The organism is Sphingobacterium sp. E70 (assembly GCF_019285695.1).
GTDB lineage: Bacteria > Bacteroidota > Bacteroidia > Sphingobacteriales > Sphingobacteriaceae > Sphingobacterium > Sphingobacterium detergens.
The window spans coordinates 1,943,404-1,958,036 of sequence record NZ_CP079104.1 but is presented as its reverse complement, the minus strand read 5'-3'; the positions used below and the strand labels follow the sequence as shown (position 1 = coordinate 1,958,036).

The 14,633-nt window shown below is 41.5% G+C and carries 17 protein-coding genes and 2 pseudogenes; 6 read left to right on the top strand and 13 right to left on the bottom strand.

Features of this window, described 5'->3' with window-relative positions:
• Positions 1–3: 3 nt before the first annotated feature.
• The 8 genes from KUH03_RS14050 to KUH03_RS14015 all read right to left on the bottom strand — a co-directional run bounded on the left by KUH03_RS14050 (position 4) and on the right by KUH03_RS14015 (position 5,880).
• Positions 4–618, bottom strand: a complete 615-nt coding sequence (locus KUH03_RS14050; RefSeq protein ID WP_257094213.1) for a hypothetical protein — start codon at positions 616–618, stop codon at positions 4–6.
• Entirely contained in the window at positions 584–1,315 is a 732-nt protein-coding gene (locus KUH03_RS48620; protein ID WP_373564721.1) for a TonB-dependent receptor domain-containing protein, read from the bottom strand. Before KUH03_RS48620 ends, KUH03_RS14050 begins: the two co-directional genes overlap by 35 nt.
• A gap of 478 nt (positions 1,316–1,793) precedes the next feature.
• Positions 1,794–2,351, bottom strand: a complete 558-nt coding sequence (locus KUH03_RS14040) for a hypothetical protein (protein ID WP_257094211.1) — start codon at positions 2,349–2,351, stop codon at positions 1,794–1,796.
• Positions 2,342–3,220, bottom strand: coding sequence for a carboxypeptidase-like regulatory domain-containing protein (locus tag KUH03_RS14035; RefSeq protein WP_257094210.1), 879 nt, complete (start codon positions 3,218–3,220; stop codon positions 2,342–2,344). Before KUH03_RS14035 ends, KUH03_RS14040 begins: the two co-directional genes overlap by 10 nt.
• Positions 3,221–3,637: 417 nt before the next feature.
• Positions 3,638–4,096, bottom strand: coding sequence for a hypothetical protein (locus KUH03_RS14030; RefSeq protein WP_373564720.1), 459 nt, complete (start codon positions 4,094–4,096; stop codon positions 3,638–3,640).
• A 74-nt stretch (positions 4,097–4,170) separates the two neighbouring features.
• Positions 4,171–5,004 (bottom strand): TonB-dependent receptor domain-containing protein, encoded by an 834-nt coding sequence (locus tag KUH03_RS48615; protein ID WP_373564719.1) that lies wholly within the window; start codon positions 5,002–5,004, stop codon positions 4,171–4,173.
• 70 nt (positions 5,005–5,074) lie between these two features.
• Complete coding sequence (locus KUH03_RS14020; protein WP_257094208.1) at positions 5,075–5,335, bottom strand: hypothetical protein; 261 nt, start codon at positions 5,333–5,335, stop codon at positions 5,075–5,077.
• Between the two features lie 2 nt (positions 5,336–5,337).
• Positions 5,338–5,880: a carboxypeptidase-like regulatory domain-containing protein gene (locus KUH03_RS14015; protein ID WP_257094205.1), complete on the bottom strand. Its 543-nt coding sequence runs from the start codon at positions 5,878–5,880 to the stop codon at positions 5,338–5,340.
• Between the two features lie 394 nt (positions 5,881–6,274).
• Here KUH03_RS14015 and KUH03_RS14010 point away from each other — a divergent pair, with 394 nt between their 5' ends.
• The 6 genes and pseudogenes from KUH03_RS14010 to KUH03_RS48605 all read left to right on the top strand — a co-directional run bounded on the left by KUH03_RS14010 (position 6,275) and on the right by KUH03_RS48605 (position 9,452).
• Positions 6,275–6,775, top strand: coding sequence for a hypothetical protein (locus KUH03_RS14010; protein ID WP_257094204.1), 501 nt, complete (start codon positions 6,275–6,277; stop codon positions 6,773–6,775).
• Between the two features lie 381 nt (positions 6,776–7,156).
• Positions 7,157–8,202: pseudogene (locus KUH03_RS14005) on the top strand (glycoside hydrolase family 3 protein).
• Entirely contained in the window at positions 8,187–8,690 is a 504-nt protein-coding gene (locus KUH03_RS13995) for a hypothetical protein (RefSeq protein WP_257094198.1), read from the top strand. The pseudogene KUH03_RS14005 and the gene KUH03_RS13995 overlap by 16 nt, the downstream one beginning before the upstream one ends.
• Positions 8,654–8,881 carry a hypothetical protein gene (locus KUH03_RS13990; protein ID WP_257094172.1) on the top strand — a complete coding sequence of 76 codons (228 nt, stop codon included), beginning with the start codon at positions 8,654–8,656 and terminating at the stop codon, positions 8,879–8,881. The genes KUH03_RS13995 and KUH03_RS13990 overlap by 37 nt, the downstream gene beginning before the upstream one ends.
• 5 nt (positions 8,882–8,886) lie before the next feature.
• Positions 8,887–9,086 (top strand): annotated as a pseudogene (locus KUH03_RS48610) (glycoside hydrolase family 3 C-terminal domain-containing protein); the annotation flags it as partial.
• A gap of 15 nt (positions 9,087–9,101) precedes the next feature.
• Positions 9,102–9,452 carry a fibronectin type III-like domain-contianing protein gene (locus KUH03_RS48605; RefSeq protein WP_373564814.1) on the top strand — a complete coding sequence of 117 codons (351 nt, stop codon included), beginning with the start codon at positions 9,102–9,104 and terminating at the stop codon, positions 9,450–9,452.
• Between the two features lie 519 nt (positions 9,453–9,971).
• Here the strand turns inward: KUH03_RS48605 and KUH03_RS13980 are convergent.
• From KUH03_RS13980 to KUH03_RS13960, 5 genes are all read right to left on the bottom strand, one after another.
• Positions 9,972–11,033 (bottom strand): exo-alpha-sialidase, encoded by a 1,062-nt coding sequence (locus tag KUH03_RS13980; RefSeq protein WP_257094169.1) that lies wholly within the window; start codon positions 11,031–11,033, stop codon positions 9,972–9,974.
• Between the two features lie 236 nt (positions 11,034–11,269).
• Positions 11,270–12,514 (bottom strand): alpha-L-fucosidase, encoded by a 1,245-nt coding sequence (locus KUH03_RS13975; RefSeq protein WP_257094167.1) that lies wholly within the window; start codon positions 12,512–12,514, stop codon positions 11,270–11,272.
• A gap of 207 nt (positions 12,515–12,721) precedes the next feature.
• Positions 12,722–14,020, bottom strand: a complete 1,299-nt coding sequence (locus KUH03_RS13970) for a SusD/RagB family nutrient-binding outer membrane lipoprotein (protein WP_257094165.1) — start codon at positions 14,018–14,020, stop codon at positions 12,722–12,724.
• Positions 13,945–14,259, bottom strand: coding sequence for a hypothetical protein (locus KUH03_RS13965; protein WP_257094163.1), 315 nt, complete (start codon positions 14,257–14,259; stop codon positions 13,945–13,947). Before KUH03_RS13965 ends, KUH03_RS13970 begins: the two co-directional genes overlap by 76 nt.
• A 59-nt stretch (positions 14,260–14,318) precedes the next feature.
• The gene (locus tag KUH03_RS13960; protein WP_257094161.1) at positions 14,319–14,492 is read right to left on the bottom strand and encodes a hypothetical protein; all 174 of its coding nucleotides are present in this window, start codon (positions 14,490–14,492) and stop codon (positions 14,319–14,321) included.
• Positions 14,493–14,633 lie beyond the last annotated feature (141 nt).

Sequence of the window (14,633 nt, the reverse complement as noted above, 5' to 3'; positions counted from 1 at the left end):
AACTTAAAATGTTAAACTAAGACCGAAGACAGCCTGTTTCATTGTTGGGTAATTGGTGCCACTCACCTCAGGGTCGAATCCTTTGTAACTGGTAATCGTCCAGAAATTTTCCAGTGATCCAAAAACACGTAGATTCTGTACCTGTATCCGTTTGGTAATTTCATTCGGGATCGTGTAACCGAGCTGAATATTTTTTACACGGATAAAAGCTTTGTTTTGTAACCAAAAATCACTGTTTCTGGTGTTTCTTGTATCTGTATATGGCAAGAGTCGGGGATATTTAGCATCAGTAGCTCCTTCTGTCCATCTGCCATCCGCGATTTCCTGGTTGATCTGGTAGCCCCAACGTACAGTTGGCGTGTAATAATTATCTATCCAAATAGCCTTATTGCCTGCATTACCCTGTAGGAAAACCGAAAAGTCAAAACCTTTATAATCAAATCCCATATTAAAACCATAAGTGATCCTCGGTGCTGTACCATGTCCGACAGGTACCCGATCATTGTCGTTAATGATACCATCGCCATTGGCGTCCTTATAGAGTAAATCACCTTTTTTGGTGTCCCATAGGACGCAAATGGATTTACTTTTGATTCGTATTTGGATCAATAGGCGCATTGTCAATCATTTGTTGCACGAGTTGCATATCTGCGTCTGTCTGCAAGATGCGATCGGTCAACAGAATATACTGCGTGTTGATGGCATAGCCCTCCTGTAGAAGATTTGCTCCTGAAATAGATCGGTCGTTGCCTTTAAATTTGACCACCTTATTGTCAATGAAGGTGAAGTTACCACCGATATTGAATTTGAAGTCATCGCCAATCTTATCACGGTAGTTGAGGTTAAGCTCAATACCATTATTGCGAACTTTTGCTGCATTCGTACGTGGTATGGTGGCATTTCCGACAACTAAAGGCGCTGGAAGGTCAATCAGGATATTGTTTGTTACTTTATTGAAAACATCAATTGAACCATTCAATTTGTAGTTGAAAAGGTCAAAATCCAGACCTGCATTCAGGATATAGGTATTTTCCCAAGTCAAAAACGGGTTACTCAACACCGTCTGTGCAAATCCGACATAGAGTTGATTGTTCAGGACGTAGTTGGCCGGATTGTACAGTGTCTGATATTCGTAGTTGTTGATTTTATTTGCTCCTGTGAGCTGTTCATCCCTGCGGAAGGATACATCCGAAGTACCATTGTTACCCAATGCGCCATAGGAGGCGCGGAACTTAAGACTCGGCATCCATTTGACATCGTAGAACTCTTCCGAAGAGATCTTCCAACCGAAGGATGCCGAAGGGAAGGTCCCCATCTGCTTTTTCCGGTCATAAAGCGGGATGAACCGTCGGTACGGAGATTGGCTTCCAAAAGGTATTTGTCATCCCAAGAAAGGTTGAGCCGCCCAAAGAAGGAGCGCATGGCCCAATCCGTGGTGTTCCCTAAGGCCGAAGCATCCATTGTCGCCGCATTTAATACCGTCAGAGAAGGATCAACGAGATCCATTTTGGATGCCGCAAACCAGCCATCTTTAAAATATTCCTGGCTGGCCCCCACCATCACTTCATAATTTAATTTCTCAAATAACTTATTCTTGTATTTGGCAACGCCATCCATATAATAACGGTATGATTTAACGGATTCGTTGGTAACAGAGGAACGTCCAGTGCCTGCAATGGCGACTGTATTAGTCAAGAAGTCCCAACGATCGTTGAACACAGGTTGTGAATAGATAAAATCGTCATCATAAGTGTAGGTGTATGATCCTTCGATAGAAAGGCCTTCAATAGGCTTTAACTTTCCATAAAAGCGGGATACAAAGCGATTTTTATTAATATTACCCTTTGAGCATACAGGCGGTGGAGCACATTGTTGGATTGAGGGTTCTCTTCCGGATTGCTGGGCGAACCAAATCGGCCATCTGGAGCCCTTAGCACCATACCCGGTGTACTAGCGCCCGCAAATGTAAATACATCATCAATGATATTGGTGCCGATATCGGTCTTTGACACGACTCCATTGATATTCGCTCCCAGCGTAAGCCAAGGCTTTACATCAGCTTCTAGGTTAATGCGACCCGTATGACGTTTGTAGGTAGCCTGTTCAATAACGCCGGGATTGTTCAGTAGACCATAGGAACCAAAGAATTTGATTTTTTCACTTCCACCTGTAAAAGACAGATTGTGGTTTTGACTGATCTTATTCTGAAAGAGTTCAGACACCCAGTCTGAATTTGGATATTTCAAAGGATCTTGTCCTGAATTTTGTCGCCAAAGATCTATTTTCTCCTGTGAAAATGTAGGTTTTGCATTCGGATCGCCATTTTTGTAGCCTTCATTAATCAGCTCCATATAATTGGCATAGTTGGAAACCATTTGGATGGTATTGGATGGTTTCTGGCTGGAGAAATAATTATTATAGGTAACCTTAAACTGTTCGATCTTTCCCTTTTTGTCGTGATGAGAATGACACCATTGGCTGCGCGTGAACCATAGATAGAAGCCGAAGCAGCGTCTTTCAATACCGACATACTTTCGACGTCCTGCGGGTTGATCAGGTTCATATCACCGATCACGCCGTCGATCACAACAAGTGGATTCGCATTGTTTAATGTACCCTGACCACGCACCCGAAGAGTACCGCCATCGCTACCCGGACGGCCTGAACCTTGATTGACATACAGACCGGGAGCCTGACCTGCTAAACCCGCAGATAGGGAGGTAACGGGTCTGCTTTCCAGGACTTCAGACATTTGAACAGAGGAGACCGAACCTGTCACATTCTCCTTCTTCTGCGTACCGAAACCAACGACAACAACCTCTTCAAGCCCTTTTGATTCTTTATCCAGGGTGATTGTTAAGGGTGAACCGGCATGAGCAACAGTTTCGATGGTTTTGTAACCAATACTTCTTACCACTAAAGTGACATCTTTCTGTTGGCTATTGAGTTCAAATGAACCGGTTGCATTAGTCGATGTGGCTTGATTGGTTCCTTTGATTTGGATCGTCACGTTTGCTATGGCCTTACCTTCACTATCTACGACTTTGCCTTGGATGGAACTCTGTTGTATGGCTAGCGAAAGCTTGCTGTGTGTAAATTTAGGGGCCAACGGGGCGGCGTGGGAAGTTGCCAGATTGGATACGACCAACAGGCAGGATAATGGGATTGCCGCATGCACCCAGCGATTTTTCGCAACGGATGCGTTTTGGATCTTGATCATAGGCTTTGTTAGATTTAATTGGATGAAAAAATGAATTTTCTGTACTGTGAATTTACAGCATTCAGTATGAACGATTCTGTCATTTCCTCGCAATCGTTTTCGTAACAATAGCCTTCAATAACGAAGTATTCTCTAGGAATTACAATGCGAAAAGGCTTATGATTTTAAAGGAAATATTTTTCGTTCAGAGAATGGACTATAGGGTAAATATAAAGAGCCCAGTTGGGAATGGGCTCTCGTATCAATTCTTTGTAAGTGCTGTTATATACAGCGTTTAGAATTCGATCCTATAGTTAATGGTGGGTATGATACCGGTCCATTTTTGTGGCTCGATGATACGTTTGCTGAAATTGTAATGCATCCCGACAGTGTTCTCTCTATTGAGGATATTTTGAATATCCAGAATAAGGAGATGACTCACCTTTTACGATTTATTCGATAGGTCGATGAAAAATCAAGTCGAATATAAGGATCGGCAGTTAAGGTATTAATCCGGCTTTGATCAATGATTTCCTCATCTAAACGCAAGGATTCATCTTCCAATACCGGAGAGTATTTTCTTCCACCGGCATAGATCAGTTTGGCATTCATACCAAATAGGTTATTTTTATTCTTTCCTACTGTCCATTCTTTTCCCAATAATAGATTACCGACATAGCGTGTATTGAATGTTGTATTGTATTCTTTCCCATTGAGCGCTTTGAATTTGGAATCAAATACCGAAGTGGTGGCCATAAAATAATAGCCTTTGCTAAGTGATTTTTCAACCGTTAACTCAACGCCATAATTTCTGCCTGTACCTTTATTGACGAGTTGACGATAGGTCGATGTACCAATTGCCGAAATATCTGACACATTCAGCAGGGAGAAATTCATTGCTGGATCTGAAGAAACCGGGACATTATATAAATGTTGATAATAGACTTCGGTCTTAACCCGGAGTGTACGACTCAGATTCTTTTCATATCCAATGACAGCCTGAGCAGACTTGGTAGGAGATAGCGCGGTATTATCTGTTGTATTTTGTCCGGTTCCGCTCTTGGCAAAATAATAGCTGAGGGTTCTAAACGATTGTAAAGTCCGGTACCAAAGGATACCGTCTGGTCTGGAGCGACCTTCCAGTTTAATCCCAATCGGGGCTCTGCAGTCCAGCTTTTACTTAAGGCAAAATAGTTGGCATGTACACCCGTGTTTAAGGTCAGACGGTCGGATAACTCAGTTTTGAGTTGTGCAAAGGCGTCATACGTACTGGTACTTCCATTTTCGTTGATCCTTTCTTTTAATGCCGCGATTTCGGTATCGTAGGTTAGCGCATAGAGATCATAGCGAAGCAGGCTGGCATTGATACCTGCACGGATCGTATTTTTGCTGCTGGCTCTATAATTGAGGCTTCCAGCATAACGGATTGCGGTATTTGTAAATTTATCTTTGTGATATAGGCTAGTGACATAATCCTGTGTCAGGGTATCTGTTTTATTGGAATTGCGGCTGACTGATGCCGAAATAATATTGGTGAAATACAATCGATCATTAGCGATATATTGATGTTTTAGCCCGGCACTACCAGCGTTAAATCCCAAGTTCATGTCCTGCGCATCTGTTCGTTCCTCCCATTCTTGGAAATTGCGTTTGGCAGTTTCCTTTATTTTTCCGAGGCCGCCAATCCCAAACAGCGAAAATGTTCCAGCTTTCTTGGTTGGAAATACAAAATTAAAGGAGAGATCCTGATATTTTGGGATACCGGTATCCGAGACTTTTACACCTACTTTTTCCAATAGACTCAATGAGGAGTACCGGTAGCTGATTAAATACGATGCATCGCTCCCTTTTTGAAAGGACCTTCTAACGTTGCACCTACCCCCAACACGCCGACATTGAATGTGTATTCGCGTTTATCGGTATTTCCTTTTCTAAATCTAAGGTCAAACACCCCGATATCGCGTTGTTGTATTCAGCGGCCAGTCCGCCTGTATAGAAATCAGATTTTCCCAAAACCATCGTATTGAGCATACTGATACCACCACCAGCGGCTCCTTCGGCTCCAAAGTGGTTGGGATTTACAATTTCGATCCCTTCCAATCGCCACTGTAGGCTTTTAGGCGAATTTCCACGCACAATTATCTCATTGTCATCACCTCCAGCAACGACTCCGGGAAAACTCTGTGCCATTCTTGCGGGGTCAAAAAAGCGCCAGCATATCGATTGGTCTCCTCAGGTGAAAATGAGCGTCCACTGGTCATGGCCATTTGATTTAAAGGTTGTTTTCCCGTATTGGCGTAGACGACAGCTTCGTTCAACGTGTTTGCCTGTGGTTCCATTTCAATGTTGAGTACATTCTCGCGCCCTGAGGTAATAAGCAACTCTGATAATTCTTCCTGCCTGTAGCCTGCCATGCGTATTTGTAGGACCTGGCGTCCTACAGGAACTTGCAGCAGCCTAAATTCGCCTTGCTGATCTGTACTCACAGATTTTGTATTACCATTGGAGGACAGTACAATAGTGGCACCAATAATCGGAAGTCTTGTGTTTTTGTCCAGGATAGTACCTTTAACAGTCTCGGTCACGACCCGTCGGTTTGTCTTCGTCGAATCTTGTGCCTGGGCAAGTGATTGCGTGGCCTGAGTCGCCAGCGCAATTATTAAGATTGATGTTAGTTTCATATTGATTAAGCTTTATCTCTATGACAGCTAACTTTCACTTTACCCTTAGTGATCAGTACAATTTTTTTTAACTGGTTTCTTTTCCTCGTCAAAAACTTCAAATTGCTGGAATGTTATTAACAAAAATGATTCTTATATTCAGTTAATTAACATTGTTATTAACATTTTTATTCTGTTTTTGATGAGATGATTTTTTGGAAAAAGACGAGGGTTAATTGGTGATTTCTTAGCCATATATTACTCCGTTTAGATTTGTGCGTTGCCTGCGGACAGTCCACAGGACGAGCTTATTCAAAAATAACTATTTTTTATCTATTTGGTTAAAAAGTATCTGTGCGCTGTAGCGGCCAGCTATATTGAAACGTTATGAAATTATAACTAAATGAGAACCAGTATGAATAAATTATTTAACGGAATTCTAGTCTTGATTTTGTTTTGCAGTTGCAGTAAGGATACCATTAGTCCAGAAAAAATAGCGCCAGAGGATGTGAAAAAACAATTGGAAGCCTACGATTGGGTTCCCGCATTTTCTACGAGTGATACGAAAGATGAGCTGTATCATTATAAACCGGAAGATTGCGAAAAGGATAATAATTATTCTTTTTCTTTTGGCAATGATTTTCAAAAATTAAAGCTGCAGCCAGGAAAAGAGCTTTGTGGAGCCAATAAGGAAACCTTTGAACAGTCTATTTTAGATGGAAAGTCTGAACGGTCTTTTACCTATGACAAAGAGAAAAAGAGCATTAAGTTTGCTGATAGCGATCAGTACGAAAGCTATGGTGTCCTTGTGGACGGAGATTATTTGGTCTTAACCTATCGAAATAACAATCCCATGGCTAATATTATTCCCATGGAATATTATTTTAAAGGAAAAAGTAAAGAAAAAAATAAGTAGCATTCCTATAACACCTGAATGGAAAGACGGCTTGCCGTCTTTTTTATTTAGGGATGTAAACGATCTCTTTTTACATGCTATGAATTGTACATGTTAAGAACGGTTAATAATCTTTTTAATGCATTGCTGAATTTACTATATCAGAAGCGGTTTCGTAATTTATACATGTTTGCTACTGATCTCTTAACCATATTCACCATAATTTTGAATATTCATATTGAAAATCATTATTAATTACTGCATAAATGTTGGCAGTTGATTGGTTCTATTGACGCTATTACTTAAATTTCTATAACAGAAAAATTATCTTGATTATTATCTTTAAATCCTTATTTTAGTCTTTTGGAAACCGGTTGCATAACTCCGTTAACTTTAAACTAAATGAAACTCCGAATATTACTTTTGACAGCGATGTCAACATTGCTTTATCCACAACTCCAAGCGCAACAATTGCCTTATAAGGATAGCCGTCTCACTACCGAACAACGTGTCAATGATCTTTTGGGGCGAATGACCGTAGCGGAGAAGGTGGGGCAGCTGAGCAAATTGCTTGGATGGGAAATGTATGAGAAGAAGGGGAAGCATGTAGGGGTGAGCGACAAATTAAAGAAAGCGGTCAAAGAGCAGCACATCGGGTTGTTGTGGGCAACACTGCGTGCTGATCCCTGGACGCAAAAAACACTCTTGAATGGTCTTAATCCGATTGAAGCTGCACGTGCGACCAACGCCATTCAGCGGTATATGCTGGATAGTACCCGTTTGGGAATCCCATTACTGCTGTCGGAAGAGGCTCCACATGGACATATGGCTATCGGTGCTACGGTATTTCCGACGGCAATAGGACAGGCGAGTACCTGGAACCCAAATCTGATTCAACGTATGGCATCAACAATAGCGCTGGAAACCTACGCTGTCGGGGGTAAAAATGGTTATGGGCCAGTCCTGGATCTTGCGCGCGATCCACGCTGGTCGCGGACAGAAGAAACTTATGGCGAAGATCCTTATTTAACGGGCAAGATGGGAACTGCAATGATCCGTGGTTTTCAGGGTGAGAAACTTGGACAACAGGATAAAATCATTGGTACATTAAAACACTTTGTCGCGTATGCTGCACCAGATGGTGGACACAACGGTGAATCGGTATCATTTGGTGAACGGAGTCTAAGACACTATTTTTACCACCTTTCGAAAAGGCAGTTAAATCTGGCGCAGGTTCGGTCATGACAGCTTATAATAGTATTGATGGAATACCATGCTCCGCAAATCCCTGGTTGTTAAAAGATGTTCTCCGTAAAGATTGGGGCTTTACTGGATTTGTGGTATCCGATTTATTGAGCATCTCCGGCCTTAATGGGGACATGCGACAGCCGCTACAGCGGAGGAAGCTGCTTCGCAAAGTATACATGCGGGATTGGATGTTGACCTGAGCGGATCGGGATATGGTCCGCATCTTTTAAAAGCTGTGCAACAAGGTCTAGTGGAGCCTGCTGTATTAGATACTGCAGTAGCCCGTGTATTACGGATGAAGTTTAATCTGGGGCTATTTGATCGCCCCTATGTAGACGAGAAGCAGGTGATCCAGAAAGTTGCCACCGCGCAGAATAAATCTGTTGCCAGAGCGGTTGCTAGAGAATCTATTATCTTGCTAAAAATGAAAAAATATCTTACCATTAAGCAAATCGTTGAAACGCATTGCGGTTATCGGACCGAATGCCGACAATGCTTACAATCAACTGGGGACTATACGGCTCCACAGGCTGATGGTAAGATACAGACGGTATTGACAGGCATTCGCGCAGCGGTAGGTAAAGGTACGCAAGTTGATTATGTAAAGGTTGCGCTATCCGTGACACGACAAATTCTGATATTGCGGCTGCGGTGGCAGCAGCACAGCAAGCCGATGCTGTGGTTTTGATTCTCGGCGGTTCCAGTGCACGGGATTTCAAAACTTCCTACCAGGCAACTGGAGCGGCGAATGTAGATCCCAATACGGTTAGTGATATGGAAAGTGGTGAAGGGTTTGACCGTGTTTCGTTGGATATGATGGGCGATCAACTAAAACTTATGAAAGCGATCAGGCAACAGGCAAGCCTGTGGTGTTGGTGACCATTATGGGAAGACCGCTTAATCTAAATTGGGCCGCCGAGCATATTCCTGCAATTGTGAATGCCTGGTATCCCGGGCAGGAGGGGGATTAGCCATTGCTGATGTCTTGTTTGGTGATTATAATCCGGCCGGCCGGTTACCGATTTCTGTACCACGATCTGTGGGTCAACTTCCGGTACATTATAATCATACAAAACCTAAACATCATGATTATGTGGAGATGTCCGCCAAACCTTTGTATGCTTTTGGCTATGGGTTAAGTTACAGTAAGTTTGAATACAGCAACCTACAGGTGGGACTGACCGAAGGCGCAGATGATTTTGTCTGTACAGTATCCTTTGATGTCGAAAATAGGGGTAGTGTGACTGGCGACGAGGTAGCACAATTATATGTTGTCGATGAAGTCAGTTCGGTAGTAACACCCATTATGCAGTTAAAACAATTTGAACGTAGAGCTATTCCAGCAGGAAAGAAAGAGCGGTATACTTTCCAGTTGAGCAAAGAAGACCTCAAACTGTGGAATGCAACTAATGCCTGGAAAACAGAAAAAGGAAATTCAAATTGCTCGTAGGTACATCATCCGATGATATTCGACTGAAAGGGGAGATGGAACTAAAGAAGGATTATTAATTAATCCTTCTTTAGCTTATAGGTATAGGTAGTGTACTTGTTAGATTTTGTCAAAGTAAGCTCTTTACTCTTCAAGATATAGCTGTATTCATGAGCCAATATCAATCCCCAATCGAACTCTGCTGTCCAAGCATTTTGATCCTTGAAAATAATCTTGTTGTCAAAAATTTCAAAGGTTCCTGAGCCACCAGCTGGATGTCTGTTATTATTTGCGGAGGAAAAGAAACTATCCGCTTTAAATTTTACGATGACTTCTCCTGTGACTGCTTCTTCACTACTTTTGTTATAGGCAGTAAATATTCCTGAATAACTTCCCTCAAGCTGTGTTATTTTTTCGGATTTTCCTTTGAGCAGCTGATAAAAACGAGCGAAGCCACAAGAAAAAAGATTTTTTTAATGGGGTCATAATTAGTTTTTATAGCATAACGTAATGATGCCTAATTCGCTACAGACTGATGACTTATTTTAATCGGATATACTTGATACTCTTTCTATTCCACGTGTAAGTGATATGTATTAGACCACTTTTATCCTGTACAATGGTCGGATAAGAATATTCATCTCCTTTGACACCATCTTCCAAAGTTAGTGTATCATGCCAGTGAAGACCATCATGGGACGTTGCGACATGGAGTTTTGTGCGTCCTTCCCACCAGTCATTCCCAGCGATTGCTGGATTGTATACGATCATAAATAGTCCATTTTTCAATCGAATGGCATCAGTAGCCGAGTTGGGGTTAAGCAGGTTGGTCGCCTTCCAAGGTCCCCAACTGTTGCCATGGTCAGAGGAAAAAGCACTCATTACCTTATTTTCTTTACTGCGACAGAGTACCTGGAGGCGGCCATCTTTATGTTGAACAATACTCGGCTGAATGACTTGAATACTTGTGTCAGGCCGAATTGTATGAACAGACCAGGTTTTGCCGTGGTCGTGACTGATTTCCATATGTGCTTTCCAGATTTCGTCTTTTGATTCAGTACTGGAAGGGGATAGTATATCCCCATTAGATAATGTAAATGGTTTGTTTTTGATTGGACCCAAAATACCATCGGGTAATGCCTGTGCTGCAGACCAGCGATGACCTTTGTCTATGGAATATTTGACGTAGCCTCTCCATTCGCGTGGATTAGGACCGATTTTATAAAACAAATAGAGGGTATCGTTCTTTGGCTGTTGATAGAGTACAGGGTTCCAGGTTGGATAACGCTTGTCTGCAAGAATCCCATCTGCGATTTGGACTGCTGGTTGCCATTTGCCATTTGTATAATGAGAACTCCATATGACCACATCGGGATTGGATTCATGTGTACCACCAAACCAGCAGGCCAGGAGGCTGTCTTTGCCGATGGATTGTATGGTCGAGGCATGGCATTGTTTGAAACTGACCTGTCCCTCTTGGAAGATCTGCTGGGACGAGATTATCTGGGGCTTATAGCTTTTACATGAATAAAATGTTAGGAGTAATATTGCTAAAAATAAGGTTATTTGTTTCATTCGGTTAGTATGTGCTGCTAGGTTCACAAGTGCTGTTTTTTTATAGCTAGTGTTTTTAGTTATTCGGATATCAATTGAGGATTGAGATCGTGACGATTTGTATTTGTTTGTTTTCAATAGGCAAATGAAAGCCTTTGCAAATACCTGAAGTCGATCATCATTATCGGATAATAAAAAAGCAGCTGAATTACATCAGCTGCTTTTTTATTATTTGCTTTGCAATTGAATCGCGGTAGCATAGTTAAATCTTGTGCTTGGGCTTCTCAGGGTGATCTGGTTATCACGTTGCGACCAATCCAATCGGCCTTTATGGCCCAAAATTGTGATTTTTTTACCTTAAAATTTTCGGGTACCTGAAAGACATATTCATTAGGCTGTTGATAAGCGTCTCCCGCTGAAAGGTGAAATACATTGACGATCTTGCTGTCCTTACTTCTGGTGTAATAGTAGTCACCTTGATGATAAGGGGCAACGGTACGTGTTGCATATACTGCGCTTTGATTGATTTTCATCCAAGCTGATAGTTCATTTAGACGATCATATGCTGCTTGGTCATAGTCACCTTTGGGGCCTGGGGCGATGTTAAGTAAATAGTTGCCACCACGGGAAATAATCTTGACAAGCGTTTCGACGATTTTCTTTGTTGGTTTGTAATTGTCATTGGGAACATAGCTAAAGGAGTCTCCCATAGTAATACAGCTTTCCCAAGGAATATCCAATGGATGTTCAGGGATAGCCTGTTCGGGTGTCACATAATTTTCCCAGTTTCCGGGAACAGTACGGTCTACCACGATAAGACCTGGTTGATTTTTTCGGGCCATACCACCGATACGGTCCATGTCAATATTTTGATCCACCTTGATCGTCTGCTGCCAGTCTACTGACTTGTCTACAGTTTCTAAGGGACGTACTTGTCCACCATCCAACCATAGAATATCCACTTGACCATATTCCGACGTTAGTTCATTGATCTGGTTGTAGGTGAAATCTTTAAATTTCTGCCAACGTTCAGGATATTTTTTCGGGTCATAATTTACATTTCTGTCCTTTGGTGGGAAATAGGGCCACCAATAGTATTCGGAGTGCCAATCTGGTTTGGAGAAGTAGGCTCCGATTTTGAACCCGTCGTTGCGAAATGTATTAAAGATTTCTTTGGTCACATTTGCCTTGGGATTGGAGGAGAAAGGTGTTTTGGTAGAAGTAATTTTATAATCTGATTCTTTGGTGTCGAACATTGCAAATCCATCATGATGTTTGGTTGTAAAGACCACATATTTCATTCCGGCTGCTTTTGCTGCGTCGGCCCATTTTTGAGGATTGAAATCTGTCGGGTTGAATGTTGTCTGCAGATTTTCGTAATTCTTGAGGTATTCAAAGTAGGTTTTGCCATGCTCTGGTTTGCGTTGTGTCCAGCCCTCATCTTCGGGACAGATACTCCAGCTTTCAACAATTCCCCATTGACTGTAGGTTCCCAGTGCATGAAAAGACCGAATTTCATGTCCTGCCATTGTTCGAGGTTTTCGATCACTAAGGGGTCTGTGGGTTTTTGGTAGCCACCCGATACATTGTGTGCTTGTCCAAAGGCAAATGTAGCCGTTGCTGCCAGTAGTGCGGTTGATATAATGGTTGTCAGTTTTTGCATGTATAAATATAATGAAAATGAACATAAGAAAGCCACCCGAGAGTGGCTTTCTATTTGGTAGATGTAGTGTCGATTAATTGACGTCCCAGAAAATTTTGGTTGTTCTTGTGTCTTTTGCCCTCACAGCCTCATAATTTTTACTGTTGTTTGAGACTTCAGAAGAAGGATAATTCAACCTCATAGGTGGATTTGCAAAGTTCACAAGTCCGGCTACCGGAAAGGTTAAAACTGGATAGCCTGTCCGTCTTAATTCAGACCAAGCTTGCTGTGCCTGTAGAAAACCATAGTGTAGCCATTTTTGTGTATAGACTAACTCAAGGTCTTTATTTTTATCACCTGTGAATGTTACCGTGGATTTGTCAATGAAATCATTGATTATAGTTTCAGCAGGTTTAGTTTCGGTTTTTAAACCAGACTTATTTATATTGTTCAAATAGTAGTAGAAAGATATGGACTGTTTTAAGGCAGTGTTATAAGCCTCTTTTGCTGTTGCGCTCGATCCCCATCTTAATTGAGCTTCAGCTTTAATAAAGTTGGTTTCACTGGCAGAAAATACAATGCCAGGAAGTTCTTTATTGTCAGCAAATGTTGTGGAGTCCAAAACAGAATAACTTTGATAGTTCTTTTCCATTTCAGTAGACGTGAAGGTAATCGGCATCGCTTTATACTCCTTGTTCGGTATAAATTTGTTATTTACGGTTACCCCAAATTTGTCATAGAATACTGGAATACGAGGGTCTTTTGATGGTAACATCACCTTGTTTAACATATGATCAGTAGCATAGTGATTAGGCCCCTCTATCAGCCCTTGTCTTAATGTACCCGTATAGTTTGTCAACGGCGCTAAAAGGATATCTTCTGTTTTTGGATCGTAACTGCCGACATTATTTCCATCTGCTAACGGGAATTGGCTTGGATTATTTAGGATCTCTAAAATCTCTGTGCGAGCTTTGGCTTCATCAACATTGGAGATTCGCATTAATAAACGAAGTCTCAAGGAGTTTGTGTATTTCCTCCATTTGCTAACATTACCGCTGTTTAGTATGTCATATTTTGCAAATTCTGGATTAGATTCTACGGTGCCGAAATAATTGTTTATCTCTTTTAAATCTGATATAAATTGATAATACAACTCTTTTTGCTCATCAAATTTTGGAAGTTTGATCACATTTGTTGCAGGCAGGCTACCAGCTTCGCTGAACGGAATATCGCCATAGTTGTCTACTAGCTTCGAAGCTTCGTCTACGACAACTACTTTTGCTGCTTGTAAGATAATTTTGGCATTGGCTTGTTCTTCTATAGGAAGTGCGGCATAGGCTTTTTCATCGCTCTGTAAATACCCAATACACCCGGCGAATAGAAATCTACCCAATAATCATATGAATAACCATCATTTGGCTGATACATTGAGTTAGAAGGGATAAATGATGCGGTTTGTGTATAGATTGCCTGATTTGATAAAATGAAGGTTCTATAATGCCAATAGGAAGGTCTCACTCGGTCATTATTTAACAATTCAGCAAAGAACGCTGAAATACTGGCTTTTTCAGTAGCATCTGGATTTTGAAATTTTTCATCCAATTGTTTTTTACAACCCACCAAAGAGGTCAATGCAGTTGCCAGTGTAAATATGGTAAAAAATATTTTTTCATGATTTCAGTAAAAAGTGATTAAAAATTAGCGTGTAATGAAAAGCCAAAGCTTCTTGTAGCGGCAGAAGAACCTACGTCGACACCTTGAGCCCACCATGCATTTCCTACTGGAGCTTCCGGATCGAGATTTTTCAATGTTCTATAGAAATAGAATAGATTTCTTCCAATTAATGAAAATCTAAGATTGTTCATTTTGATACGCTTTGTAAAACTGTCCGGTATCTGGTATCCAATGGTGAGTTCTCTTAATTTGATAAAGTTATTGTCATAGACCGCACCTTTTTCAGACCAAGAATCATCGCCCCAGTTAAACGTGTTGAAATAGTATTCTGC

Coding starts and splice junctions, on each gene's coding strand:
- KUH03_RS14040 (WP_257094211.1), bottom strand. CDS start 2,351: ATGGAGCTGATTAATGAAGGCTACAAAAATGGCGATCCGAATGCAAAA.
- KUH03_RS48620 (WP_373564721.1), bottom strand. CDS start 1,315: ATGGGGACCTTCCCTTCGGCATCCTTCGGTTGGAAGATCTCTTCGGAA.
- KUH03_RS14050 (WP_257094213.1), bottom strand. CDS start 618: ATGCGCCTATTGATCCAAATACGAATCAAAAGTAAATCCATTTGCGTC.
- KUH03_RS14015 (WP_257094205.1), bottom strand. CDS start 5,880: ATGAAACTAACATCAATCTTAATAATTGCGCTGGCGACTCAGGCCACG.
- KUH03_RS14010 (WP_257094204.1), top strand. CDS start 6,275: ATGAATAAATTATTTAACGGAATTCTAGTCTTGATTTTGTTTTGCAGT.
- KUH03_RS48605 (WP_373564814.1), top strand. CDS start 9,102: ATGTCCGCCAAACCTTTGTATGCTTTTGGCTATGGGTTAAGTTACAGT.
- KUH03_RS14030 (WP_373564720.1), bottom strand. CDS start 4,096: ATGAATTTCTCCCTGCTGAATGTGTCAGATATTTCGGCAATTGGTACA.
- KUH03_RS13975 (WP_257094167.1), bottom strand. CDS start 12,514: ATGGCAGGACATGAAATTCGGTCTTTTCATGCACTGGGAACCTACAGT.
- KUH03_RS14035 (WP_257094210.1), bottom strand. CDS start 3,220: ATGATCAAGATCCAAAACGCATCCGTTGCGAAAAATCGCTGGGTGCAT.
- KUH03_RS13960 (WP_257094161.1), bottom strand. CDS start 14,492: ATGAACAATCTTAGATTTTCATTAATTGGAAGAAATCTATTCTATTTC.